Origin of the sequence: Microbacterium sp. MM2322 (genome assembly GCF_964186585.1) — a bacterium.
Lineage (GTDB): Bacteria > Actinomycetota > Actinomycetes > Actinomycetales > Microbacteriaceae > Microbacterium.
Genome location: NZ_OZ075067.1, coordinates 2,719,711 through 2,742,643 on the forward strand (window position 1 = coordinate 2,719,711; position 22,933 = coordinate 2,742,643).

Annotated in this window: 21 protein-coding genes; 11 read left to right on the forward strand and 10 right to left on the reverse strand. The window is 70.5% G+C overall.

The genetic code is table 11. The annotated features are described in order from the left end of the window. Positions 1-10: 10 nt before the first annotated feature. Entirely contained in the window at positions 11-673 is a 663-nt protein-coding gene (locus ABQ271_RS13230; protein ID WP_349309198.1) for a hypothetical protein, read from the reverse strand. Positions 674-786: 113 nt separating this feature from the next. On the opposite strand from ABQ271_RS13230, the gene ABQ271_RS13235 reads away from it, so the two are divergent. After that, positions 787-1,362: an HhH-GPD-type base excision DNA repair protein gene (locus ABQ271_RS13235; RefSeq protein WP_349309199.1), complete on the forward strand. Its 576-nt coding sequence runs from the start codon at positions 787-789 to the stop codon at positions 1,360-1,362. A 198-nt stretch (positions 1,363-1,560) separates the two neighbouring features. Continuing rightward, on the forward strand, positions 1,561-3,426 hold the full coding sequence (locus tag ABQ271_RS13240; RefSeq protein WP_349309200.1) for a CocE/NonD family hydrolase: 1,866 nt from the start codon (positions 1,561-1,563) through the stop codon (positions 3,424-3,426). A gap of 138 nt (positions 3,427-3,564) precedes the next feature. On the opposite strand, the gene ABQ271_RS13245 is transcribed toward ABQ271_RS13240, so the two are convergent. Continuing rightward, entirely contained in the window at positions 3,565-4,953 is a 1,389-nt protein-coding gene (locus ABQ271_RS13245; protein WP_349310907.1) for a glycine--tRNA ligase, read from the reverse strand. Positions 4,954-5,056: 103 nt separating this feature from the next. Further along, positions 5,057-5,437, reverse strand: a complete 381-nt coding sequence (locus ABQ271_RS13250; RefSeq protein WP_349309201.1) for a DUF4870 domain-containing protein — start codon at positions 5,435-5,437, stop codon at positions 5,057-5,059. Between the two features lie 131 nt (positions 5,438-5,568). Here ABQ271_RS13250 and ABQ271_RS13255 point away from each other — a divergent pair, with 131 nt between their 5' ends. From ABQ271_RS13255 to ABQ271_RS13270, 4 genes are all read left to right on the forward strand, one after another. After that, entirely contained in the window at positions 5,569-7,032 is a 1,464-nt protein-coding gene (locus tag ABQ271_RS13255) for a flotillin family protein (protein WP_349309202.1), read from the forward strand. After that, complete coding sequence (locus ABQ271_RS13260) at positions 7,029-7,520, forward strand: hypothetical protein (RefSeq protein ID WP_349309203.1); 492 nt, start codon at positions 7,029-7,031, stop codon at positions 7,518-7,520. Before ABQ271_RS13255 ends, ABQ271_RS13260 begins: the two co-directional genes overlap by 4 nt. Positions 7,521-7,602: 82 nt before the next feature. Further along, positions 7,603-8,403 (forward strand): SDR family oxidoreductase, encoded by an 801-nt coding sequence (locus ABQ271_RS13265; protein WP_349309204.1) that lies wholly within the window; start codon positions 7,603-7,605, stop codon positions 8,401-8,403. Positions 8,404-8,485: 82 nt separating this feature from the next. Further along, positions 8,486-9,886 carry an MFS transporter gene (locus tag ABQ271_RS13270; protein ID WP_349310908.1) on the forward strand — a complete coding sequence of 467 codons (1,401 nt, stop codon included), beginning with the start codon at positions 8,486-8,488 and terminating at the stop codon, positions 9,884-9,886. 117 nt (positions 9,887-10,003) lie between these two features. Here the strand turns inward: ABQ271_RS13270 and ABQ271_RS13275 are convergent, their stop codons facing one another. After that, a complete protein-coding gene (locus tag ABQ271_RS13275) occupies positions 10,004-11,212 on the reverse strand; it encodes an MFS transporter (RefSeq protein ID WP_349309205.1) in 1,209 nt (402 codons plus the stop codon). A 56-nt stretch (positions 11,213-11,268) separates the two neighbouring features. Between ABQ271_RS13275 and ABQ271_RS13280 the strand changes: the two genes are divergently transcribed. Continuing rightward, positions 11,269-11,643, forward strand: a complete 375-nt coding sequence (locus tag ABQ271_RS13280) for a MerR family transcriptional regulator (protein WP_349309206.1) — start codon at positions 11,269-11,271, stop codon at positions 11,641-11,643. Between the two features lie 71 nt (positions 11,644-11,714). Continuing rightward, entirely contained in the window at positions 11,715-11,984 is a 270-nt protein-coding gene (locus ABQ271_RS13285; RefSeq protein WP_349309207.1) for a hypothetical protein, read from the forward strand. Positions 11,985-11,996: 12 nt separating this feature from the next. On the opposite strand, the gene menC is transcribed toward ABQ271_RS13285, so the two are convergent. Beyond that, the gene (menC, locus tag ABQ271_RS13290) at positions 11,997-13,130 is read right to left on the reverse strand and encodes an o-succinylbenzoate synthase (protein WP_349309208.1); all 1,134 of its coding nucleotides are present in this window, start codon (positions 13,128-13,130) and stop codon (positions 11,997-11,999) included. A 66-nt stretch (positions 13,131-13,196) separates the two neighbouring features. Between menC and ABQ271_RS13295 the strand changes: the two genes are divergently transcribed. Beyond that, positions 13,197-14,378 carry a cobalamin-independent methionine synthase II family protein gene (locus tag ABQ271_RS13295; RefSeq protein WP_349309209.1) on the forward strand — a complete coding sequence of 394 codons (1,182 nt, stop codon included), beginning with the start codon at positions 13,197-13,199 and terminating at the stop codon, positions 14,376-14,378. A 9-nt stretch (positions 14,379-14,387) separates the two neighbouring features. Here the strand turns inward: ABQ271_RS13295 and ABQ271_RS13300 are convergent, their stop codons facing one another. After that, complete coding sequence (locus ABQ271_RS13300; protein ID WP_349309210.1) at positions 14,388-15,083, reverse strand: GNAT family N-acetyltransferase; 696 nt, start codon at positions 15,081-15,083, stop codon at positions 14,388-14,390. Between the two features lie 18 nt (positions 15,084-15,101). Continuing rightward, the gene (locus tag ABQ271_RS13305; RefSeq protein ID WP_349309211.1) at positions 15,102-15,992 is read right to left on the reverse strand and encodes a WcbI family polysaccharide biosynthesis putative acetyltransferase; all 891 of its coding nucleotides are present in this window, start codon (positions 15,990-15,992) and stop codon (positions 15,102-15,104) included. A 127-nt stretch (positions 15,993-16,119) separates the two neighbouring features. On the opposite strand from ABQ271_RS13305, the gene purU reads away from it, so the two are divergent. Beyond that, positions 16,120-16,998 (forward strand): formyltetrahydrofolate deformylase, encoded by an 879-nt coding sequence (gene purU / locus ABQ271_RS13310; RefSeq protein WP_036309658.1) that lies wholly within the window; start codon positions 16,120-16,122, stop codon positions 16,996-16,998. Between the two features lie 269 nt (positions 16,999-17,267). On the opposite strand, the gene ABQ271_RS13315 is transcribed toward purU, so the two are convergent. The 3 genes from ABQ271_RS13315 to ABQ271_RS13325 are packed head-to-tail and all read right to left on the reverse strand — an operon-like array spanning position 17,268 to position 21,596. Beyond that, entirely contained in the window at positions 17,268-17,792 is a 525-nt protein-coding gene (locus ABQ271_RS13315) for a 2'-5' RNA ligase family protein (RefSeq protein ID WP_349309212.1), read from the reverse strand. Then, positions 17,789-19,771: a M13-type metalloendopeptidase gene (locus tag ABQ271_RS13320; RefSeq protein ID WP_349309213.1), complete on the reverse strand. Its 1,983-nt coding sequence runs from the start codon at positions 19,769-19,771 to the stop codon at positions 17,789-17,791. The genes ABQ271_RS13315 and ABQ271_RS13320 overlap by 4 nt, the downstream gene beginning before the upstream one ends. 34 nt (positions 19,772-19,805) lie before the next feature. Next, on the reverse strand, positions 19,806-21,596 hold the full coding sequence (locus ABQ271_RS13325; protein ID WP_349309214.1) for an alpha/beta fold hydrolase: 1,791 nt from the start codon (positions 21,594-21,596) through the stop codon (positions 19,806-19,808). A 128-nt stretch (positions 21,597-21,724) separates the two neighbouring features. On the opposite strand from ABQ271_RS13325, the gene ABQ271_RS13330 reads away from it, so the two are divergent. Next, positions 21,725-22,717 (forward strand): substrate-binding domain-containing protein, encoded by a 993-nt coding sequence (locus tag ABQ271_RS13330; RefSeq protein ID WP_349309215.1) that lies wholly within the window; start codon positions 21,725-21,727, stop codon positions 22,715-22,717. Positions 22,718-22,933 lie beyond the last annotated feature (216 nt).

Consider the following 22,933-nt stretch of genomic DNA (forward strand, 5'->3'; position numbering starts at 1 on the left):
CCACCTGGTTTCAGAACGGCTGGTCGCGCGCGCCAGGAGGGGCGATCAACACACCGGTGATCTTGCCCGAGCCGTTGTAGGCGACCCGGCCGATCCACTCGCCTGCCTCGTGATGGAGGGTCGCCTGCACGATGGCACCGTTCGCCAGCACCTTGTTCGCGAACTTGTTGAGCGCGTTCGTGCCGTCGGGAGTCCGCACGGTGAAGTCGGTGGACGACTCGAGCCGGCCGGTCGCGACGACAACCTCGTTCCAGACTCCTGCGAGGCGGCGCTTGCTGAGCGCACGAGCGCAGGCGTAGGTCATCTGCGTTCGCACCGCCTCGTAGTCGCCTGCGTCCAATCGCTCGAACACGGTGCGGGTCCGATCCATGAGGTCGATCGTCTGCTCAGCCATATCCGTCTCCTTCTCGGGGTGCGTAACGGCTGCTCCGAACCGTTTGAATGCCGCCTGGCGACTTACGCCGAGCGCGTCGCCGATCGCCTGCCATGACACCCCGGCGGCCCGCGCAGCGGCGACCAGATCCACCAACCGCGCCTGCGATCGGTGGACAAGGCGATCGGCTCGCCGGATCGCATCGGGTTCGTCCCAGGGTGCTCCTGCGACACCGGCACCCTCGACGGCTGCCGCGAGCTCGGACAGCGAGAGCCGGTCGTCCTCCGCCTGATCGGTCATGTCATTCAACATACGAACGCCAACTGTGAATGTCAACGCATGGTTTACATGCACAGCTGCCCGGGCTCGCTCGCATTCCTGTCAGAACTCAGATCGGGTGCCACGATGGACGCATGGCTCTCCACATCACCGGCGACGAGGCCGCCGACGCGCTCCTCACCGACGAACCGCTCGCTCTGCTCATCGGGATGCTGCTGGACCAGCAGATCGCGATGGAGACGGCATTCGCCGGTCCCCTGAAGATCCGCGATCGGACAGGTGGCATCGATGCGGCCGGGATCGCGGCAGCAGACCCGGAGGAGTTCGCGGCCGCGTTCAGCCAGACCCCCGCCGTCCACCGCTTCCCGGGGTCCATGGCGGGCCGCGTGCAGTCCCTCTGCCAGGCGCTCGTCGACGAGTGGGGTGGCGACGCGTCGAACCTGTGGACCGCGGGCGACCCCGACGGCGCGACCGTGCTGAAGCGCCTGAAGGCGCTGCCGGGCTTCGGCGAGCAGAAGGCTCGGATCTTCGTCGCGCTCCTCGGCAAGCAGTACGGCTTCACGGGCGCAGGCTGGCGCGAAGCCGCGGGCGCCTACGGCGAGGAGGGGTCGTTCCGCTCGGTCGCCGACATCGTGTCGCCTGAGTCGCTCACGAAAGTCCGCGAGCACAAGCGGGCTGCCAAGGCGGCGGCGAAGTCCGCGAAGGACTGACCCGACGGTGCCGTCCGGGCGCGAAAACGTGCGCGTCGATGTGCCGTCGTCTCCGCGTGGCGTGCCCGCTGGTTCGCATTCACCTGAATATCACCGGAGGATCCGCACGTTCGTGCACGGCGATTGAGTAAACGTCCTCGGACTCGTACTGTCGGTTCTCGCGTTCCCGCGAGAACGCTTTCCCCGAGAGGACACCCGATGGCAAAGAAGCCAGCCGACATTCGTGTCGCCAGCGCACCCCCCGCCCCACCCCGCCCGTTCTGGCGCGACCGCCCGAAGGTCGTCGCCCTGCTCGCCGTCTTCCTGATGATCGCCGGCAGCTACCTGGCCATGCAGATCAATACGGCCGGTGGATCCACGAACGTCCGCGAGGTGACGATCTTCAGCGCGACCGGGCAGCAGATCAGCGCCGACCTGTACACACCGGCGAACATGGCGCCCGACAAGCCCGCGCCCGCCGTCGCCATGTGGCACGGTCTGAACAACCAGAAGCAGCACATGCAGCAGACGGCGCTGGAGCTCGCCCGCCGCGGCTTCATCGTCCTGTCCGCCGACCAGATCGGTCACGGCTCGTCGAACGGTGCGAATCAGGATGCCGGGTGCGGCGGCCCCGCAACCCTCGCCTACCTGCAGACCGTCCCCGGCGTCGACGCGTCGCGCATCGGCCTCGTCGGAATGTCTCAGGGCGGCTTCTGCGCGGCCACGTCGGCCGCACTGTCACAGCCCGAGGGTTACGCGTCGGTCTTCTACATGGAGTCCGAGCCCGGCCAGCCTGGGTCCGTCGACGCGAGCGCTCTCACCGGCATCCGCAACGCCGCCGTCCTCATCGGTGACTGGACCGAGCTCCCCGGCCTGATCGCCGTCGGCCGCGGCCTGGACGCCCCGGTCTCCCCCGCCCTGCAGGCCTTCTTCGGCACGAGCGACCGGATCGAAGCCGGCCGCACGTACGGCTCGATCGAGGACGGCACCGCCCGCATCCTCTACACCGAGTGGGAGGGCCACGCCTCGTCGACAGACTCCCCCGCCGCGATCGGCGACGCCGTCGAGTGGATGCAGAAGACCCTGACCGACGGGTCGGGCCTCTCCCCGGACAACCAGATCTGGCCCCTCAAGCTGGTCGGCACCTCGCTGGCGCTGCTCGGCGGCATCCTGTTCCTGTTCGCCGGCGGCAGCCTGCTGCTGCGTACCCGCGCGTTCGCCGGTCTCGTGCGTGCGGTCCCCGAGTACCGCGGCCTCCGCGGACCCGGCTGGTGGATCGGTGCGGTCATCACGACGGCGCTCGGCCCGCTGCTGTACCTCGCGGTCTGGAAGAACATGTTCTTCACTCCCGTGATCGGGGTGAGCACGCTCTGGCCGCAGAACTTCACGAACATCTACATGGTGTGGGGGCTCGTCGTCGGCGTGATCGCCTGGGCACTCATCGCGCTGAACCACTTCGCGTTCACGCGTCGCGCCGGCGGTGGTTTCGCCGCTTACGGCGTCACGGAGCACGGTGGCGGCATCGCCTGGGGCAAGATCGGCCAGGCGCTCCTGTTCACGGTCGCCGTAATGGCTCCCGTATACCTGATCCTGACCTTCACCGATGCCGTGTGGCTCGTCGACTTCAGGTCGTGGGTCGTGACGCTCCCGCCGCTGACGCCCGCGCGCTGGATGGCGTTCCTCGGCTACCTCGTGCCGTTCGCGTTCTTCTACGTCGCGCAAGGCATCCTCTTCAACGGGTTCCTCCGCTGGCGCGGGGGCAAGGCGCCGCTGTGGCAGGAGATGCTCGTCAACTCGATCGTCATGACGCTCGGTGCGCTCGTGTGGGTCTTGATCGCGTACATCCCGCTGCTCTCCGGCCAGCCGCTTCCCTTCGGAACGGACCCGCAGACGATGACGGCTGCAGGCCTCGGGGCGATCTACTACCTCCCGCTCCTGGTGTTCTGGCCCGTCGCGGCGTGCCTCTGGACGTACTTCTTCCGCAAGACGGGACGCACGTACGTCGGCTCGATCATGGTGACCGTGTTCATCGTCTGGAGCCTGGCGGCGTCGTCGAGCTTCCAGATGTGGCCGATCAACGGCTGAGCCTCCCCGGACGACAGCGCCCGCCGACACGCGATGTGTCGGCGGGCGCTTCGTCGTTGCGGGCAGTCGGCTCCAGGGACGCCAGCTGTCGCGGATGACGAGGCGAGGCGACCGTTCGGGTCCCCGGAACCCGCGGAATCAGGCGCCGCGCAGGCGCGGGGCCAGGTACGCGTGCAGCTCGGACAGTGCGACGCGCTCCTGCGCCATCGAGTCGCGGTCGCGGATGGTCACGGCGTCGTCGTCGAGCGAGTCGAAGTCGACCGTGACGCAGAACGGCGTGCCGATCTCGTCCTGACGGCGGTAGCGCCGCCCGATCGCACCGGCGTCGTCGAAGTCGACGTTCCACCCGTTCGCGCGCAGGTCGTCGGCCACCTTGCGGGCCAGCGGCGAGAGGCGCTCGTTGCGGCTCAGCGGCAGCACGGCGACCTTGACCGGCGCGAGACGCGGGTCGAGACCCAGGACCGTGCGGGTGTCGGTGCCGCCCTTCGCGTTCGGCACCTCCTCCTCGCGGTAGGCGTCGACGAGGAACGCCATCATCGCGCGCGTCAGTCCGAACGAGGGCTCGATGACGTACGGGACGTAGGTCTCACCGGATGCCTGGTCGAAGTACGCGAGCTTCTGACCCGACGCCTCGATGTGGCTCGACAGGTCGTAGTCGGTGCGGTTGGCGACGCCCATGAGCTCGCCCCACTCCTTGCCCGTGAAGCCGAAGCGGTACTCGACGTCGATCGTCCCGGCGGAGTAGTGGGCGCGGTCCTCCTGGGGGACGTCGAACTGCCGCATGTTGGCGGGATCGATGCCGAGGTCGATGAACCAGTTCCAGCACGCCTCGACCCAGTGGTCGAACCATTCGCCCGCCTCGGCGGGAGGCGTGAAGAACTCGATCTCCATCTGCTCGAACTCGCGCGTGCGGAAGATGAAGTTGCCGGGGGTGATCTCGTTGCGGAACGCCTTGCCGACCTGGCCGATGCCGAATGGCGGCTTCTTGCGGCTCGCGGTGAGCACGTTCGAGAAGTTCACGAAGATGCCCTGTGCGGTCTCAGGGCGCAGGAAGTGCAGACCGCTCTCGTCGTCGACGACACCGAGATACGTCTTCACGAGACCCGAGAACGACTTCGGCTCGGTGTACTGGCCCTTCGTGCCGCAGTTCGGGCAGGGGATGTCGCCGAGCCCGTTCTCGGCCTTGCGGCCCTTCCGCGCCTCGAAGTCCTCGATGAGCGTGTCCTCGCGGAACCGCTTGTGGCACTGCAGGCACTCGACGAGCGGGTCGCTGAACGTCGCGACGTGGCCGGAGGCCTCCCACACGCGCTTGGGCAGGATGACCGAGGAGTCGAGCCCGACCATGTCGCCGCGTCCGCGGACGAAGGTCTGCCACCACTGGCGGCGGATGTTCTCCTTGAGCTCCGTCCCGAGGGGGCCGTAGTCCCACGCCGACCGCGACCCGCCGTAGATCTCGCCCGCCTGGAAGACGAACCCGCGGTGGCGGGCGAGGGCGATGACTTTGTCGAGACGGGACTGCTCGGCCACGGTGGCTCCAATGGTCGTTGTGAAGAGGGTGCGCGACAGCGCGGATGCCGCAGAACGCGGCATCCGTCAGTCTATCGGGGCGTTTTCGCGGGGGTGACGCCGCTCAGGACACGAAGCGGATGCTGAGGGGCGGCGTGTACCACTGCCCCTGGTTCGCCTTCACGGCCGCGAGGATCTCGATCACGAGGGCGAAGACGCCGACGGCGATCAGGAGGAGCACGCCGATACCGAAGAACGCCAGCGGGATGCAGACGAGCGCGGCGATGAGGATCGTGAGTTGGAAGTTGAGGGCCGCGGCGCTGTGCGCTCGGACGAACGGACCCCGATCGCGCAGGACGAGGTAGATCACGAGCGGGCCGACGAAGTAGAAGAGGATGCCGCTGAGATGAACCAGGGTCGACCAGAGCTTCTCGTCCTGCGGATTCATCGGCGGCACCTGCGGGTACGGCGGCTGAGGCGGGTGAGGGGGCGGCGGCATCGTCATGGCGTCAGCGTAGAGGTCCGAACCGGTTGCCACGAACCTCGTCACTCGGCTGGAGTAACCGATACGTTCGTAGTCAGCACGTGAACCGTGCCGGGAACGACCGACCATCGGGACTCAGGGGGAACACATTCATGGACGTACTCGCAGCCGGAGGCGCTTTCGTGATCGGTGGCGTCGCCATCGTCGCCGTCATCGTCTTCATCATCATCTTCATGGTCATCCTGCGCGCCTGGTACAAGGTCGCCAAGGCCGACCAGGCGCTCGTGATCGTCGGACGCAACCAGAAGAACGCGTCGGGTGACTCGTCGCGCATCTCCGTCATCACCGGCGGCGGCGCCCTCGTGAACCCGCTGACCCAACGCGCCGAGATGATCTCGCTGCGTGCACGCCAGATCAAGATGGAGCCGACGGCTCAGTCGTCCACCGGTGTCACGGTCAACGTGAGCGGTGTCGCGCTCGTCAAGATCGGCTCCGACCCCGAACTGGTCCGCCGTGCCGCCGAGCGGTTCCTGTCGCAGGACGGCGCAATCGAGCAGTTCACCACCGAGCAGCTCGAGGGTGCTCTCCGCGGCGTCGTCGCGACACTGACCGTCGAGCAGCTCATGAACGACCGCCAGAAGCTGAGCGACCAGATCGCCGACGGCATCAAGAGTGACCTGCTCTCGCAGGGCCTCATCCTCGACTCCTTCCAGATCCAGGGCGTCACCGACAAGAACGGCTACATCGACGCCCTCGGCGCGACCGAGGTCGAGCGCGTCCGCCGCGAGGCCGAGGTCGCCCGCATCAACGCGGCCCGCGAAGTGAAGGCTCGCCAGATCGCGACCGACGAGGCGAACCTCATCGAGCAGACGGCGTACGACAAGAACTCCGCCGCCGCCGCCGCCGAAGTCGGTCGTGCCCGCGCCGAGGCCGAGCAGGCTGAGGCTCTCGCCCGCGCCGAGCGCGAGCAGGCCGTCCTCCTGCAGCAGGCCGAGAACCGTCAGGCCCAGCTCGACGCCGACGTCAAGAAGGTCGCCGACGCGTCGCTCTACGAGCGCGAGCGTTCCGCCGACGCCGACGCGTACACGCAGGTCAAGGCGGCCGAGGCTCGTGCGCAGATCGCTGCGCAGGAAGCCGAGGCCACGCGCCTGCGCGCCGAGGCCGACGCCGCCGCCGTACGGCTCGAAGGTGAAGCGCGCGCTGCGGCCCTCACGGCCGAGGCACGCGCCCTCGCCGAGAACCAGCAGGCACTGCTCGCCCAGCGGGCGATCGAGGCCCTCGTGCCGCTCATGACCGAGTTCGCCCGCGGCTTCGACAAGGTCGGCTCGATCACGGTCCTCGGCGGCGAGGGCGCGTCGAGCCACATGGCGAGCGAGAGCGCGTCGAGCATGCGCGCCACGTTCGACGCCGTGCAGGCGGCGACCGGCATCGACCTCCGTGGCATCATCCAGGGCCAGGCCACCGGCCGCGGCATCGCCCAGGGTTTGCAGAACGAGCAGGGTCTGCAGAACGAGCAGGCACAGGACGCGGCGCCGCTGCGTCGTCGGACGGCTGAGACTGCGGCCCCGGCCGGGACCGCGGCATCCGCTGACGCCCCGTCGCCGGACGCCGTGTGAGTACGCCCGAGGGAGGCCGGTCGCTCGTCGTCGACGAACAGCTGGCCTCCCGCCTCGCGCGCGGTTTCTTGCGATGGCAGCTGACGCAGCCGTCGTGGATCGTGCTGATGAGCCTCACGGCCGTGATCGTCGCGCTGAGCGTCGTGCTCACCCTCACGGGAAGCGAGGGCGCGGCCTGGGTCGGCGTCGCCCTCGTGGTCATCCTGAGCGGAGCGGTGATCGCGTCATGGGTCGCCGTGCGGTCGTCGATCCTTCGCGCGTACCCGATCGGCTCCGTCGCCACCGCGACGCTCACGGATGACGCACTGCACGCCACCTCGGCGCTCGGAACGAGCGAGATCCGCTTCACGGCGTTCCGCCGGGTGGATGCCGCAGGCGACGCACTCCTGCTGAAGGTCGGGTCGCGCCTGGGCCCCGTCGCGGTCATGCCGCGGGCGCTGCTGTCCGAGCCGGACATCGCGCGCCTACGGGCGATCTCGTCACGCTGACCGGATGCGGCTCCGGTACGTCCGGGGCCGCATCCCTGTCAACCCGGTGGGCCGCAGTCGCTCCGGTTCGTAGCGTCGGACCATGACCTTCTCCCCTCGCCGCGCCATCGTGACCGCCTCCGACTCCGGGATCGGGCGCGCGACCGCCCTCGCTCTCGCCGACGCCGGGATGGACGTCGGCGTCACCTGGCATTCCGACGAGGACGGCGCGAACGAGACCGCGGAAGAGGTCCGCCGCCGGGGCCGGAAGGCCGTCGTCGCACAGTTCGACGCCACCGACCTCGAGTCGGTCCCCGGCGTCGTCCGCCACCTGGCGGAAGAGCTCGGCGGCCTCGACGTGTTCGTCAACAACGCCGGCGGCGGAACGGGCGGCCCCTTCCTCGACATGGACATCGAGGGCTGGCGGACGGTCGTCGGCCTCAACCTCGACGGTGCCTTCGTCGGCATGCACACGGCGGCGACCCTCATGGCGGATGCCGGCCAGGAAGGCCGCATCATCGCAGTCACGAGTGTCCACGGCTCGCAGCCGCGCGTCGGCTCGGCCGCCTACGTCGCCTCCAAGCACGGCCTCGAGGGCCTCGTGAAGACGATGGCGCAGGAGCTCGGCGCGAAGGGGATCACCGTGAACTCGGTGGCTCCCGGTGAGATCGCGACCCCGATCAACGACATGGAGGGCGAGGACGCGGAGAACACGCACCGCCCCGGCATCCCGATCCCCCGTCCCGGAAAGCCCGAGGAGATCGCCGACGTCATCGCCTTCCTCGCGTCCGGGGCGTCCTCGTATGTCACGGGTGCGACGTGGGTCGTCGACGGCGGGATGCTGCAGATGGGCCCGCAGGCCGGCTCTCACCTCGAGTCGGACGCGTGGCGGTCGGCGGGCTGACGCTCGCCCCTCGGCATCCGGTGTCCGCTGCCGGGGATAACCTGGAGGGATGCCCTCGGACGACAGACGCAGACTCACCCGGATGCCACGTCAGGGCGCGATCGTCGCCGTTCTGGCGATCGCGGGGCTCGCGTCCTCGTTCATGTTCACGCTCGTGGTGCCGATCCAGGCGAAGCTCCCGGAGCTCCTGAACGCCTCTCGCGAGGACACCGCCTGGGTCGTGACCGCGACCCTTCTCGCGGCTGCCGTCTCCACTCCGATCGCGGGCCGGCTCGGCGACATGTACGGCAAGCGCCGCATCGTCCTCATCCTGCTGGGGCTTCTCATCGCCGGCTCGGTGATCGCAGCGCTCTCCCCCGGGATCGGCGGGATCATCGTCGGACGAGCGCTGCAGGGCGCCGTCACGGGTGTCGTTCCGCTCGGCATCTCGATCATGCGCGATGTGCTGCACGAGGACCGAGTGGATGCCGCGATCGCCCTGATGTCCGCGACGCTCGGCGTCGGCGGCGCCGTCGGCATGCCTGTCAGCGCGATCATCACCGAGACGAGCGACTGGCACGTCCTGTTCTGGATGGCCGCAGGCCTCGGTGTCGTCGTCTTCATCCTCGTCGCGCTCGTCGTGCCGGCGAGCGTGCTCCGCACGGCGGGCCGCTTCGACTTCGCGGGAGCCGCGGGCCTGGCCGTCGGTCTCACAGGAGTGCTCCTCGCCGTGTCACGCGGCAACACGTGGGGCTGGACCTCGCCCGCCACCCTCACCCTCGGGATCGGCGGGATCGTCGTCCTGCTCGTCTGGGGCTGGTTCGAGCTGCGCATCAAGGAACCGCTCCTCGACCTGCGGGTCGCCGCCCGCCCGGCCGTGCTCCTGACGAACCTCGCGTCGGTCGCGATGGGCTTCTCGCTGTTCGCCTCGAACGTCTCGTACCCGCAGATGCTGGAGCTCCCGGCATCCGTCGGTGGATTCGGACTCACCCTCTTCCAGGCCAGCCTCATCGTCATGCCCGCGGGCCTCGTGATGATGGTGCTGTCGCCGTTCTCGGGGCGCCTCGCGCGCACCATCGGGCCGCGCGTGCTGCTCATCATGGGGGCCAGCGCCCTCGTCGTCGCCTACGCCTACTCGCTGCTGTGGGCGTCGGAGGTCTGGCACCTGCTGGTCGCCAACCTGCTCATCGGCGTCGGCATCGGGTTCGGCTACGCCGGGATGCCGATGCTGATCATGCGCTCCGTCCCGCAGCACGAGACCGGCGCCTCGAACGGCCTGAACGCCCTGTTCCGCTCGCTCGGAACCTCGATCGCCGCTGCCGTCGTCGGCGCGGTGCTCGCCGCGCTCACGGTCGACCACGGCGGCGTCGCCGTGCCGTCGCCGGACGCCTTCCGGCTCTCGTTCGCGCTCGGCCTCGGCGCCGCGGCGGCGGCCCTGGCGGTCGCGCTCTTCATCCCCCAGCGCCGCGACCCGCACGAGGCGCGGCCGAGCCTGCGCAGCTGACGCCTCCGCCCGGGCGCCGGGCCCGGGGTGGATGTCACGAGATGCAACGGATGCTGCGCGGCGCGCCGCGGCATCCCCCTCCGTCCCGGCGTGTCGCCGAGAATCCATTGCATCCGCTTACGCGCGGCGGCGGGTGCCCGCCGCGAGCGCCGCGATGACGAGCGCGAGGGCGACGAGGACTGCGCCGCCCGAGAGCGCGGTCGCGCCCGTGGGCCGGTCCGCGCCGCCGACGAGGTCGCCGAGCCATGGGCCCGCCGCGATGCCGACGTTGAAGGTGACGACGACGCCGGCGCTGGCGAGCGTGCGGGTGCGATCCGTGGCGATCCGCATGAGCATGGACTGCTGCAGCGGGAAGTAGGCGCCGATCGTGAAGCCCCAGGCTGCGAGCGCGACGTACATCAGCGGGGTGTCGGCGGCGAAGCTCAGGATGCCGAACGCCACCGCCAGGCTCGCGAGCACGGCGACGAGCGAACCTCGCGGCCAGCGGTCGGCGAGTGGACCCGCGACGACGACACCGACGAGACCCGCCGCGCCGTAGCCGAACAGCAGCAGCGGCACCTGCGCCTCGGGCGCTCCCGCCGAGACTTCGAGGAGGGGCCGGACGTACGTGAAGGTCGCGAACTGTCCGAGCGCGAAAACGAGGGCGGCCGCGGCGAAGAGCACGATCGGGCGGAGCGAGGCATCCGCTCCCGCCGGGCGCTCGGCGCGCGGAAGTACGGCCTCGGGCGCGCGCCGCGGCAACCGGAGCGCGATCACCGCCGCCAAGGCGAGCGCCACGCCAGCGAGGACGCCGAACGACCAGCGCCACGACAGCAACTGCGCGATGAGGGCGCCCGCGGGCAGGCCGGCGAGGGTCGCGACCGTGCCGCCCGCGGTCACGAGGGCGAGCCCCCGGCCGAGGTGGGAAGGCGCGAGGAGGGAGGTCGCGTAGACGATGACGATCGCCCAGAAGAGACCGTGCGCGACGCCCCCAGCGATGCGGGTCGCGACGGCGACCTCGTACGTGGGGGCGAGGGCGGTCGCCATGTTCGCGAGGGCGAAGCCGGCGAGCGCGCCGGCGGCGACGAGGCGCCGATCGAAGCGGGCGGTCAGGCGAGCGAGCGGAATGCTCGTGACGATGACCGTCAGCGCCCATACCGAGATGAGCAGGCCCACGCCGAGCGGATCGGTCTGCAGCCCTGTGACCATTTCGGGCAGCAGGCCGGCCGGCAGGGACTCCGCCGTGACCGTGACGAAGACCGCGAGGCTGAGGAGCAGGAGCGCTCCGACGGGGAATCGCGGCGCGGACGTGGCCGTCGTGGGGATGGAGGCGGTGGACGTGCTCATGATCTCGAGCGTAGAGTCTCACATCAATGTGAAGGTCAAGCGGGGATCGAGGAGCGATGAGGATCGGCGAGGTCACGGCGCGCACCGGCATCCCGCAGCGGATGCTGCGTTATTACGAGGAGCAGGGTCTGCTGTCGTCCGAGCGCGCGGACAACGGCTACCGCGAGTACGACCACGACGCCGTCGAGCGCGCGCAGCGCGTGCGCGGACTGATCCAGGCGGGCTTGTCGACGCGCATGGTGAAAGTCGTGCTGGATCTCGAGGCGGACTGCCGTGCAACCCAACCGCCCTCGTGCACCCGCGGGCTGGCCGAAGAGCTCGCGGCCGAGCTGCATGCCCTGGACGATCGGCTGGCGTGCCTGGCGAAAAGCCGAGACGCGGTTGCGCTGTACCTCAGCCGGTCGGCTCACGCCGATCTGCTCTCACAGTGACGCTCTTCACACGGCGGACCCTTCGGAACAACCCCATCGCGACACCCCGGGCGGTCCGCGAGGATGGACGCATGTCCTACGCCACCGAACGCCGTTCCAACCCGACCGCCTGGGCCGCCTTCTGGGTCGGCCTCGCCGGCCTCATCCTCATGCCGATTCCGCTGTTCATCGGGCTGATCCTCGGTGGCGGGCTCTCGCTCGTCGCGGCGGTGCTCGTCGTGATCGCGCTCTTCAAGGGGCTGGCCCGCAGCGGCAAGGGCATCGCCCCGGTCGTCTTCGCCGGTATCTTCGTGCTGCTGACGTGGGGCGGCATCTCGGTCGGCGGCGGCATCCTCTGGTGACGACCGCGCTCGCTAGACGCGCAGGGTCTCGCGAGCGACGGTGAAGGCCTCGAGCGCCTCGGGATCGATCTCGACGCCGAGCCCCGGCCCGGTCGGCACCCGCACGTGCCCGTCCTCGAGGACGGCGGGCTCGGTCACGATGTCCTGCGCGTAGAAGCGAGCGGATGCCGAGACGTCGCCCGGCAGCGTGAAGGCGGGGTGCGCGGCGAGCGCCGCGTTGGCGGCGCGGCCGATACCGGTCTCGAGCATGCCGCCGCACCACACCGGGATGCCGGCGCTCTCGCAGAGATCGGCGATCCGGAGTGCCTCGAGGTAGCCGCCGACGCGGCCCGCCTTCACGTTGATGACCGTCGTCGCGCCGAGGGCGAGCGCGTCACGCGCGGCTTTGACCGACGTGATCGACTCGTCGAGGCAGATCGGCGTCTTCAGCTGCTGGGCGAGCGCGGCGTGGTCGACGATGTCGTCCTCCTGCAGCGGCTGCTCGATGAGCAGCAGGCCGAAGCGGTCGAGCTGCGCGAGCAGGTCGGCGTCGGCGAGTGTGTAGGCGGAGTTCGCGTCGACCTGCAGGGGGATGTCGGGGAAGGCGGAACGCACGGCATCCGTCTCGGCGATGTCGCGGCCGGGCTTGATCTTGATCTTGATCCGTACGTAGCCCTCGTCGAGGTAGCCGCGGACCGTCTCCACGAGGGCCGCGCGATCGGACTGGATGCCGACGCTCACCCCCGACGGGATCGTCGCCGCCGTGCCGCCCAGGTACGACGCGAACGAGCGCCCCTCGAAGCGGAGCGCCGCGTCGATGACGGCGAGCTCGAGACCCGCCTTCGCCATGCGGTGCCCGACGAACGGCTCGAGCGTCGGAGCGACGTCCTCGGGCGCGAGGGCGCCGCGGTCGAGCAGCGCGGGGGCGAGCCAGCGCGTTGCGACGTCCCACGCGCCCTGGGTGTACTCGCTCGAGTAGAGGGGTGCGCTCTGGGTGACGATCTCCCCCCAGCCGTCGCCGACGTCGGTGCGGGCGCGGACGACGATGACCTCGCGCACCGTCTCGGTGCCGAACGACGTCGTGAACGGCGCGACGAGCGGGATCTGGAGCACCCGCAGTTCGATCTCTTCGAGACGGACGGATGCGGCGTGAGAGGCGAGCGGCATAGGGGTCAGGTTACGGGCGGTTGCGGCACGGGTGCGCGGGCCGTGGCGGATTCCTAGACTCGGACGATGCCCCTCGAAACCACCACCTCCGGCAGCCTCCCCCGCTCGAGCGCGCTCATCGAGGCCAATGCCGCGCGAGCGTTCGCCGACGACGGCTTCACGCTGCTTCCCAGTCCCGAGGCGGAGGAGCTCACCGCACGAGCGGTGGCCGAGGTCGTCGAACGCCAGCGCTCAGCGGGGATCACTCTCGTCGGAGACGGTGAGTTCGGCAAGGCGATGACGAACCCGGTCGACTACGGCGCGTGGTGGGGCTACTCGTTCCAACGCGTCTCCGGACTGTCCCTCACCGAGGTGAACGCGTTCACCGAGCCGCCGACCCTGTCGACTCCCGGGAACATCCGCCTGACGAGCTTCCTCGGCCGTCGCGACCGTCAGCGCTTTCCCGCGGTCTACGCCGAGGCCGTCGAATCCGGTCGCATCGCCACCGCCTTCCCGACGACGACGGGGCCGATCGCCTACCGCGGGCACGAGGCCGTGGCGGCCGACATCCGGAACCTCACGTCCGCACTTCGGGACGGCGAGCAGGGCTTCCTGACGGCGATCGCGCCGGGGTCGGCCGCGCGCGTGCACAACGACTACTACGCGACCGACGAGGAGCACATCGAGGCGTGGGCGGATGCACTCCGCGAGGAGTACCGGGCGATCACCGACGCCGGCCTCATCCTGCAGCTCGACGACCCGTCGCTCGCGGAGAACTTCGATCAGATCGACCCGGAGCCCTCGATCGCGGACTACCAGGCGTTCACCCGCATCCGCATCGAGGCCATCAACCGGGCGATCGAGGGGCTCCCGAAGGAGCAGGTGCGGCTGCACCTCTGTTGGGGCTCATGGCACGGCCCGCACACGACCGACGTCGAGCTGAAGGACATCCTCCCGGTCGTGCTCGAAGCGAACGTCGGGTCGATCTCGTTCGAGGCGGGGAACGTCCGACACGAGCACGAGTTCGCCGTCTGGGCGGATGCCGAGATCCCCGACGACCTCGTCCTCGTGCCGGGCGTCGTCAGCCACGCCACGAACGTCGTCGAGCACCCCGACCTGGTCGCGCAGCGCATCCGCCGGTACACCGACATCGTCGGCGCCGAACGCGTCATCGCCTCGACCGACTGCGGCCTGGGCGGCCGCATCCACCCCGACCTCGCGTGGGCGAAGCTCGACGCCCTCGGCGAGGGAGCCCGTCGGGTCGGCTGACCGCGCGGCTCAGCTCCGCGTGAAGAGGTACCCCTCGCCGGTGCGGAACCCGCCCACCACGAGGCCCACGGCGAGGTGGGAGTGGAACGCGTCTCGCACTTCGCGGCGTGCCCGGGCCGCGGCATCCGGATCATCCACGCGGAGACGCTCGACGTCGGCCGGGATCGGGACCACGGCGACCACGTCGGCGGCATTCGGGGTGGGGACCGGCGAGGCGAGATGCCACGCGACATGGAGCCGGTCGCTCTCGTCGCCGCTGTTGATCGCGTCGCCCATGTCGCCGTAGTGGTCGACGAGGTAGTCGGTCACGCGCCCGCCGAGCACCTCGAGGTTGAAGTGGGCGTTCCGGGCGATGAGCGGATCGAACGTCCACGTGATCGTGCCGACGTCGTGCGCGAACGCCCACTCGCGCTGGTGCGCCTTGAGCGCTCGACCGATCCCGCGCGCCTGCGCATCGGCCAGCACGCCGGTCACGTGGGAGTGCATGCTGCGTGACCCCGGCGGACCGAAGAACGCCGCGGATGCCGCGACCATCCGCTCGCCGTCGTAGACGCCGACGACGTAGTTGCCGGAGTGCTCCAGGGCGCGCAGGAGGTTCGGCGGCATCCCGCCGTCCGGCGAACCCCAGACCGCCTCGAAGACGCCGCTCGCCGCGACCATCTCGTCGATCGTGTGCAGTTCGCGGATGTCCAGCGCGTCAGCCATGCCGCCACGCTACGCCGATCAGCGCCGCCAGCGCTCGACACTCGGCCGCAGCCGCTCGAGAGCACCGCGCACGAAATCGGGATGCCGCCGGTACCACTCGAGGTGCGCCTCGCGGACCTCGGCTGGATCGACCGGAACCCCGTTCACGGTCCAGGCGGCCTGCGGCTCGGCGTCGAGGTCCCACGCATCGATCACCCACGACTCGCGGGGCGCGTGCACCGCGTTGAGGAGCGGCCGGCCGGGCTCGGTCGCGGTGCCCGGGCGTCCGAGCGCGCGGAGGACGCGGTCGCCGATCTCGAGGATCACCTCGTTGCCGGGGTGGTTCACCGTGCGCACGAGCTCGAAGCGCGGCTCGGCGAAGAGATCCGAGATCGCGACGTCGAGGGACTCCTCGCGCCGCCCGAGTTCGGCGAGCGAGTCGGCCGCCTCGGCGCGCACCGCCTCGGCACTCAGCTCCGACCGGACCGGGATGCCGGCGGCCTCCGCGAGCGTGCGGACATCGTGGTACGCCACGATCGGCGGCACCTCCTCCGTCCCGGGCACGTGAAGGGCGGCCTGGAACGGATACAGGCCGGTGAACCGAACGACGGGGAACGTGACGGCGCGCCCGGAGGGCGGGAGGGATGCCGCCAGCTGCCGGGTGCCGAGCGGGAGGCCGTGGTAATCGTCCTTCACCGGCTGGGCGACGAGCGCCGATGCGCCCGCGAGCACCTCGTGGAGGCGGGCGGTGTCAGCGGCATCCAGTTCGTGGACGGGCGGCATCCGCAGCAGAGGCATCTCGCCGGAGTCGAGGACCAGACGCACGGATTCCGCTTGGCAGTTGCCGACGACGACCCCGTACCCCGCGGCGGGCAGGTCACCGTAGAACGCGGCGTAGTGGGCCCGGCGAGCGGTCTGCGGATCGGTCATTGCTCGAGCGTCGCAGGCGACATCCGTTCGGACCAACGGCTTGCGCATCCGGCGGACAGCCGCGGGTACACCCGCAGCGCGGCCGGGTCGGTCCGCGGCATCCGTCGTCGCAGGGCAGAATCGAAGGATGACGTCGCCCGCCCCGCAGCTCCACCCCGACCACGCCTGCCTCATCGTGCACGGCAAGGACAGCCCGGGGATCATCGCCGCCGTCTCGGCGATGATCACGCGGATCGGCGGCAACATCGTGCAGTTCGACCAGTACTCCGATGACCCGCGCGGTGGAGCGTACTTCCAGCGCGTCGTCTTCTACCGCCCCGACTTCGCCGGCCAGCGCCCCGTCATCGAGACGGAGATCGCCGACACGCTGAAGCCGTTCGACCTCGAGTGGTCGCTCACCGACCAGTCCGTGCCCAAGCGGATGGCGATCCTGTCGTCGAAGCAGGACCACTGCCTGCTCGATCTGCTGTGGCGGAACCGCCGCGGTGAGCTGCCCACCAGCATCCCGATGGTGATCTCGAACCACACCTCGTCGGCGGATGACGTGCGCTCGTTCGGCGTCCCGTTCTTCCACGTTCCGTCGACGCCGGGGCCCGACAAGTCGGCCTCGGAGGCGAAGATCCTCGAGCTGCTGAAGGGCAACGTCGACTTCGTGGTGCTCGCGCGGTACATGCAGATTCTGTCGCCGGAGTTCCTCGACGAGCTGGGTGTGCCGGTCATCAACATCCACCACTCGTTCCTGCCCGCCTTCATCGGCGCCGAGCCGTACCGCAAGGCGAAGGAGCGGGGCGTCAAGCTCATCGGCGCGACGAGCCACTACGTCACCGGCGACCTCGACGAGGGCCCGATCATCGAGCAGGACACGATCCGCGTCACGCACGCCGACACGACCGCCGAGCTCGTCCGTCGCGGCGCCGACGTCGAGCGCCAGGTGCTCTCGCGCGCCGTCCGCTGGCACTCCGAGGACCGCGTCATCCGCCACGGGAACCACACGATCGTCTTCTGACGCGGGGGCGGGGTTCCGGGGACTCGATTCGTCGCCTGCGCGGTGCCGGAGCGACATCACGGGTCCCCGGAACGTGGCGCGTCACAGCGTGCCCGTGAGCACCCCGCCGTCGGCACACCGCCGTCGGCCCGCAGGGCAGCGCCGAGCCCGACTGGACCCCTGCAGGGATCAGCCCCCCTCGCTCCCCCGTCGCAAACTGCAGCACCACACGGCGAGTCGTGACAGGGGAACGCACAGTCACCGCGGGCGGGGAGGCGTCCGCCGCACGCTCAGCCTGCGAATTCCCCGAGCTCGGTGACGGTGGCGGATGCCGCGTCCCACCGCCGCAGCCCGCGCGCCGTACCCTCTATCGGGTCCCCCAGCAGGGGCAGCGCGCGCTCGAGGTCGGCGACTTTGATCCGGCGCGCGAGGGTGACGTGTGGCATCCACTCGCCCGGCGCGGTGTGCGGAGCGTCGGCACCCGGACCGGCCGCGGCGTGCACGGCGGCGTGCAGGGCGAGCAACTCGGCCGAGGGCACGACCGAGCGGGCGAGCACACGCCGCTCCCCCGCCCCGAACAGCACCAGGGCACCGAGCGTCACGGGGAACGCCGCGGGCAGCGGCACCGACGACAGCGACACAGCGGAACGCACGAGCAGCGTCACGTGCGGCGCGTTCGAGGGCGAGGTGTGCGCCGCGAGACTCGACAGCCCGGCGTCGGCGAGCGCCTGCCACTCCGCGCGCACGGCACGCTCGGTCGCCGCATCGAACTCGAGCTCGATGCTGACGACCGGCGCACCGCGCACCGCGGTCACCAGATGGTGACGCGCTTGTCCTGATCGAGCCAAAGCTCGTCGGCCTCGGTCACATCGAACGCCGCGTAGAACTCGTCGATGTTGCGGACGATCTGGTTGCAGCGGAACTCGTTGGGCGAGTGCGGGTCGATCGTGAGCAGGCGGATCGTCTCGGCATCCCGCCCCTTCTGCTGCCAGATCTGGCCCCAGCTGAGAAGCAGTCGCTGGATGCCGGTGAGTCCGTCGATGACGGGGCCGTCGGCATCCGTCGACCCGGTGGTCTGCAGGTGCAGTCGGTACGCCTTGATCGCGATGCCGAGGCCGCCGAGATCGCCGATGTTCTCACCGATGGTCAGCGCGCCGTTGACGGTGTTGTCCTCCGACAGCCCCCGCGGCACGAGCTCGTTGTATTGCTCGATGAGCGTCTTCGTGCGCTCGGTGAACGATGCGCGGTCCTCGTCGGTCCACCAGTCGTTGAGCGCGCCGGTGCCGTCGAACGCGCTCCCCTGGTCGTCGAAGCCGTGGCCGATCTCGTGACCGATGACCGCGCCGATGCCGCCGTAGTTGGCGGCCGGGTCGCGCTCCATGTCGAAGAACGGGAACTGCAGGATCGCGGCGGGGAAGACGATCTCGTTCATGAGCGGGTTGTAGTACGCGTTGACCGTCTGCGGCGTCATGAACCACTCGTCGCGGTCGATCGGGGCGCCGAGCTTCGCGAGCTGCTCGTCGTGCTGCCACGCGTTCGAGCGGCGGACGTTGCCGATGAGGTCGGATGCGTCGACCTCGAGAGCCGAGTAGTCCTTCCACTTCACCGGGTAGCCGACCTTCGGGGTGAACGCCTCGAGCTTCTCGAGAGCGCGCTCGCGCGTGGCGGGCGTCATCCACTCGAGCGACGAGATCGACTGCCGGTACGCCTCGATGAGGTTGTCGACGAGGACGTCCATCTCCTCCTTCGCGCGCGGCGGGAAGTGACGCTCGACGTACACCTTGCCCACGGCCTCGCCGAGCGCGGCCTCGACGAGCGAGACGCCCCGCTTCCAGCGCTCGCGGTTCACGGGCACGCCGGTCATCTCGGTGCCGTAGAACGCGAAGTTCGCGTCGACGAACGCCTGCGACAGGAATGGCGCCGACGAGCGGATGACCTGCAGCCGCAGCCACGCTTTCCAGTCCTCGAGCCGGTCCTCGGCGAGGAGCGTGCCGAGACCCTCGAAGAAGCTCGGCTGGTTGACGTCGACCTCCTCGATGATGCCTGCCTTGCCGGGGGCGACGGCGTCGCGCCAGGGCGCCAGGTCGGCGCCCGTGAGCTGGACGACGGCATCCCACGACATCAGGTTGTAGGTCGCGACGGCGTCGCGGCTGCGGACGTTGTCCCAGTGGTGCGAGGCGATCTGCGTCTCGAGGGCGACGACGCGGTCGGCCTGCTCTTCGGCGTTCTCGACACCGGCGAGGGTGAAGACCTTCGCGACATAGGCGCGGAACGCGACACGCGTCTTCTCGAAGTTGTCGAGACGGTAGTAGCTCTCGTCGGGGAGCGACAGCCCGCCCTGCACGAGGAACATCACGTACCGCGTCGGGTTGCCCGGGTCGGGCTCGATGTAGGTGCCGAAGATCCCCGGCACGCCCTCGCGTTCGAGCGACCCCGCGGTGCTCAGCAGGGTCGGGATGCCGGTGATCCGATCGACGAGCGCGAGCTGGGGCGCAACCGCCTCGGCGCCCTTCTCCTCGATCGCGTCGGTGTCCATGAAGCTCGCGTAGAGGTCGCCGATCTTGCGGGTCTCGGTGCCCGGCTCGGCATCCGTCGACTCTTCGATGATCGTCTTGACGTCCTTCTCGGCCTGTTCGGCGATGAGGTGGAAGGAGCCCCAGCGCGCCTTGTCCTCGGGGATGTCGGTGCGCTCGAGCCACGAGCCGTTCACGTGGCGGAACAGGTCGTCCTGCGGCCGGACCTCGGTGCTCAGTTCGTCGAGGTCGATGCCGGAGGGAAGGGTGTTCTCGGTCATGCGTCCCACCCTATGGCCGCACTCCGGCGCCGGCTCATTCCCGCGTGGTCGAGCACTTCTCGGGCGCCGGCTTGCCCGCGAACCGAGCCGTCGTCCACTCGATGAGCTCATCGAGGAGCGGCGAGGGGCGTTCCACGACCCCGGCGTGCTCGTAGCCGTCGTAGATGCGGTAGTCGACGACCTGGCCGGCCGCGCACATCCGTCGAACGAACGCCGTCTGGGTCGTGACCGGGATGACGCTGTCCGCCCCACCGTGGGCGAGCAGCACGGGGGCGTTCTGGTGGAGCGGCGCGGCGTTGTCGCGCAGATGGACACCGAGGGGGCCGGATGCCGGGGGCTCCGAGAACAGGCGGGGATCGCCGCTCATCCCGAGCGAGGCCGCGACCGACACGACGATCGCGGGGTCGGACAGGCACCGCTCGGACATCTGCCTGAGCACCGTGTCGGCCCCCGGGCGGACGTAGTCGTCGTACGAGACGTCGTCGTAGATCGACGAGAACGACGCGAAGGCGTAGGAGGCGAAGATGCTGCCGCCCGTCACGCTCGAGATGTTCTGCACGAGCGCGGGCGGATCGCTGGCGGGAGCCAGCGCCGCGACACCCTGCACATACAGCTCCGGCGCGTATTCGCGGGCCATGGAGCCCGCCCACAGCGCGGCGGCGCCGCCCTGCGAATGCCCCCAGATCACCGTGCGGGTGCCGAGGTCGGCATCCTGCAGCTCACGGGCGGCGCGGACCGCGTCGAGCGACGCCGTCGCGCTCGGCGGTCCGATGAGGTACGGATGCGGGCCCTCGGTGCCGAGGCCGATGTAGTCGGTCGCGACGACCGCCCATCCCTGCCGGATGATCGTCGGCAGGATGTAGAGCGCACCCGACCACAGCCCGCGCGGCTGCAGAGAGGGGGCGCAGTTCTCGGAGTACCCGGTCGTGCCGTGGTTCCAATCGATGACCGGCCACTTGCCGTCGCCCTCCTTCGGCACGACGACCACGCCGCTCGCGACCCGCACCTCGCCCTCGACGCCCGTGGTCGTGTAGAGGATGCGCCAGGCCGTCGCCGACACCGGGATGCCGGCGGTGAACGCCTCGGCACGGACGAGGCGACCCGGCTCGGTCGGCAGGTCACGCGGCGCGGCGTAGAAGTCGTCGACGACGGTCGATCCTTCGCGGAGCGGCACCGTCACGAGAGCCGTCGTCACGGCGAGCGCGACCGAGACGAGCGCCGTCACCGTGCGCCCCCACCGCCGGAACGGGCGCGGTTCGTGGCGGTTCGCGGCTCGCGTGTCGCGGCGGCGGCGGATGCGGGTCCAGAGGTCGGCGACGCCGCTCATGATGAGGCGCGCCCCGAAGACCACGGCGACGACGAGGAGTGTGATGTCGGGCCAGAAGAGCGCAAGGACGCCGAAGATCGCGCCCGAGATCGAGAAGGCGGCATCCGCGATGCGGGCATCGAGCGTGCGGCCCTTCGCGAAAACCGCGACGATGCCCAGCGCACCCGCGGCGAAGAGCAGGATGCCGACGAGCGTCGCGACGACGCGCACCGTCAAGCCGGGAGTGAGGAGCACGACGAGCCCGCCGAGCAACCACGCCGCCCCCGTCACGGTGCGCCAGCGCGGCCGCGTGCCCTCGCCGTCGCGCCCCGTCAGCTCGAGGACGCCGGTGAGCACCATGCCGCCGCCGATGAGCCACGCGAGCACGCCGAGAGCCGTCGTCGGGCGGATGACGATGACGATCCCGAGGACGACCGCGCTCACGGCGACGACGACGCGGACCCATTCGGGCAGGCGCGCGTAGAAGCGCCCGAGCGCGAGTCGCTGCAGCAGCCGCATCCGGTCCCTCCTCCGCGTCGGCGTCGAAACGTCCACGCTAATCGCCCGCGCGGGATCGTCCGTGATCCTCGACATCGGGCGGCGACCCGTGCAAGGGGCCGCGTCCGCCGAGGGATACAGTGAGCGCCATGGGACGGGCCGGGACGATGCGCGCCAGCGTGCGCGACGTCGCCGCGCGGGCAGGGGTGTCGACGCAGACCGTGTCGCGCGTCATCAACGACAGCCCGAACCTCCGCCCCGAGACCCGCGCCCGCGTCGAGGCCGCGATCGCCGAACTCGGCTACCGCGTCAACAATGCCGCGCGTTCGCTCGGCACCTCGACGACCCGCACCGTCGGGGTCGTCGCGTCCGATGCGACCCTCTGGGGCCCCGGCGCCGGAATCGCCGCGCTCGACACCGCCGCCCGCGAGGCGGACCGCTGGCTGGCGACGGCCTACGCGGATGCCGCGGACCCGGCATCCGTCACCGATGCCGCCCAGCGACTTCTCGCCCAGGGGGTCGACGCGCTGATCGTCGTCGCTGCGCACACCGCGACGCTCCCCGCCCTCCGCCGCATAGCCGGCGAGACTCCGCTCGCCGCGCTCCACACCGGCGACGGTGCGGAGCGGCAGCGGGTCGGGGCGGGTCTCGCGGTCGACCACCTCGTCGCGCTCGGGCATCGCCGTATCGCGCTGCTCGCCGGACCGGCCGACTGGCTCGAAGCGACAGCCCGCGACGAGGGTGCCGAGGCGGCGTTGTCGGCCGCCGGCATCCGTCCCGCGGCGACCTGGCGCGGCGACTGGAGCGCGGCCACGGGAGCGGCGATCGCGCGCGACGTGGCAGAGGCGGTGCGCGGCGCGGGCGGACCGACGGCGGTCGCGGCGGCGAACGACCAGATGGCGCTCGGGCTCATCGCCGGGCTGGTCGCCGCGGGGGTGCGCGTTCCCGAGGACGTCTCGGTGACCGGGTTCGACGACAACGCGGATGCCGCCTTCTACACGCCCGCGCTGACCACGGTGCGTGTCGACACCGCCGGCGAGGCCCGCCGGGTCGTCGCGGAGGTGCTGGGCCTGCCGGCCGCGGGAGCGGCGGCGGAGCCGGTGCTGGTCGCGCGCGCCTCGACGGCGGCGCCGCGCGACTGAGGGTGCGCGCCCGCCGGTGCGCGGCCGCGCGCGGGCCGTTCTCCGGAGAATCCGAGGTCCGCGGGGCCGACACGGGCCGATCGAGCGATCCATCCGGAGTTCGGTCCGCCGGGTCCCGGGTCCGCCAGGCGAGCGGTAGCGAGCGGCTGAGGGCAAGCGCCCGCCGGGTGCGCGGCCGCGCGCGGGCCGTTCTCCGGAGGATCCGAGGTCCGCGGG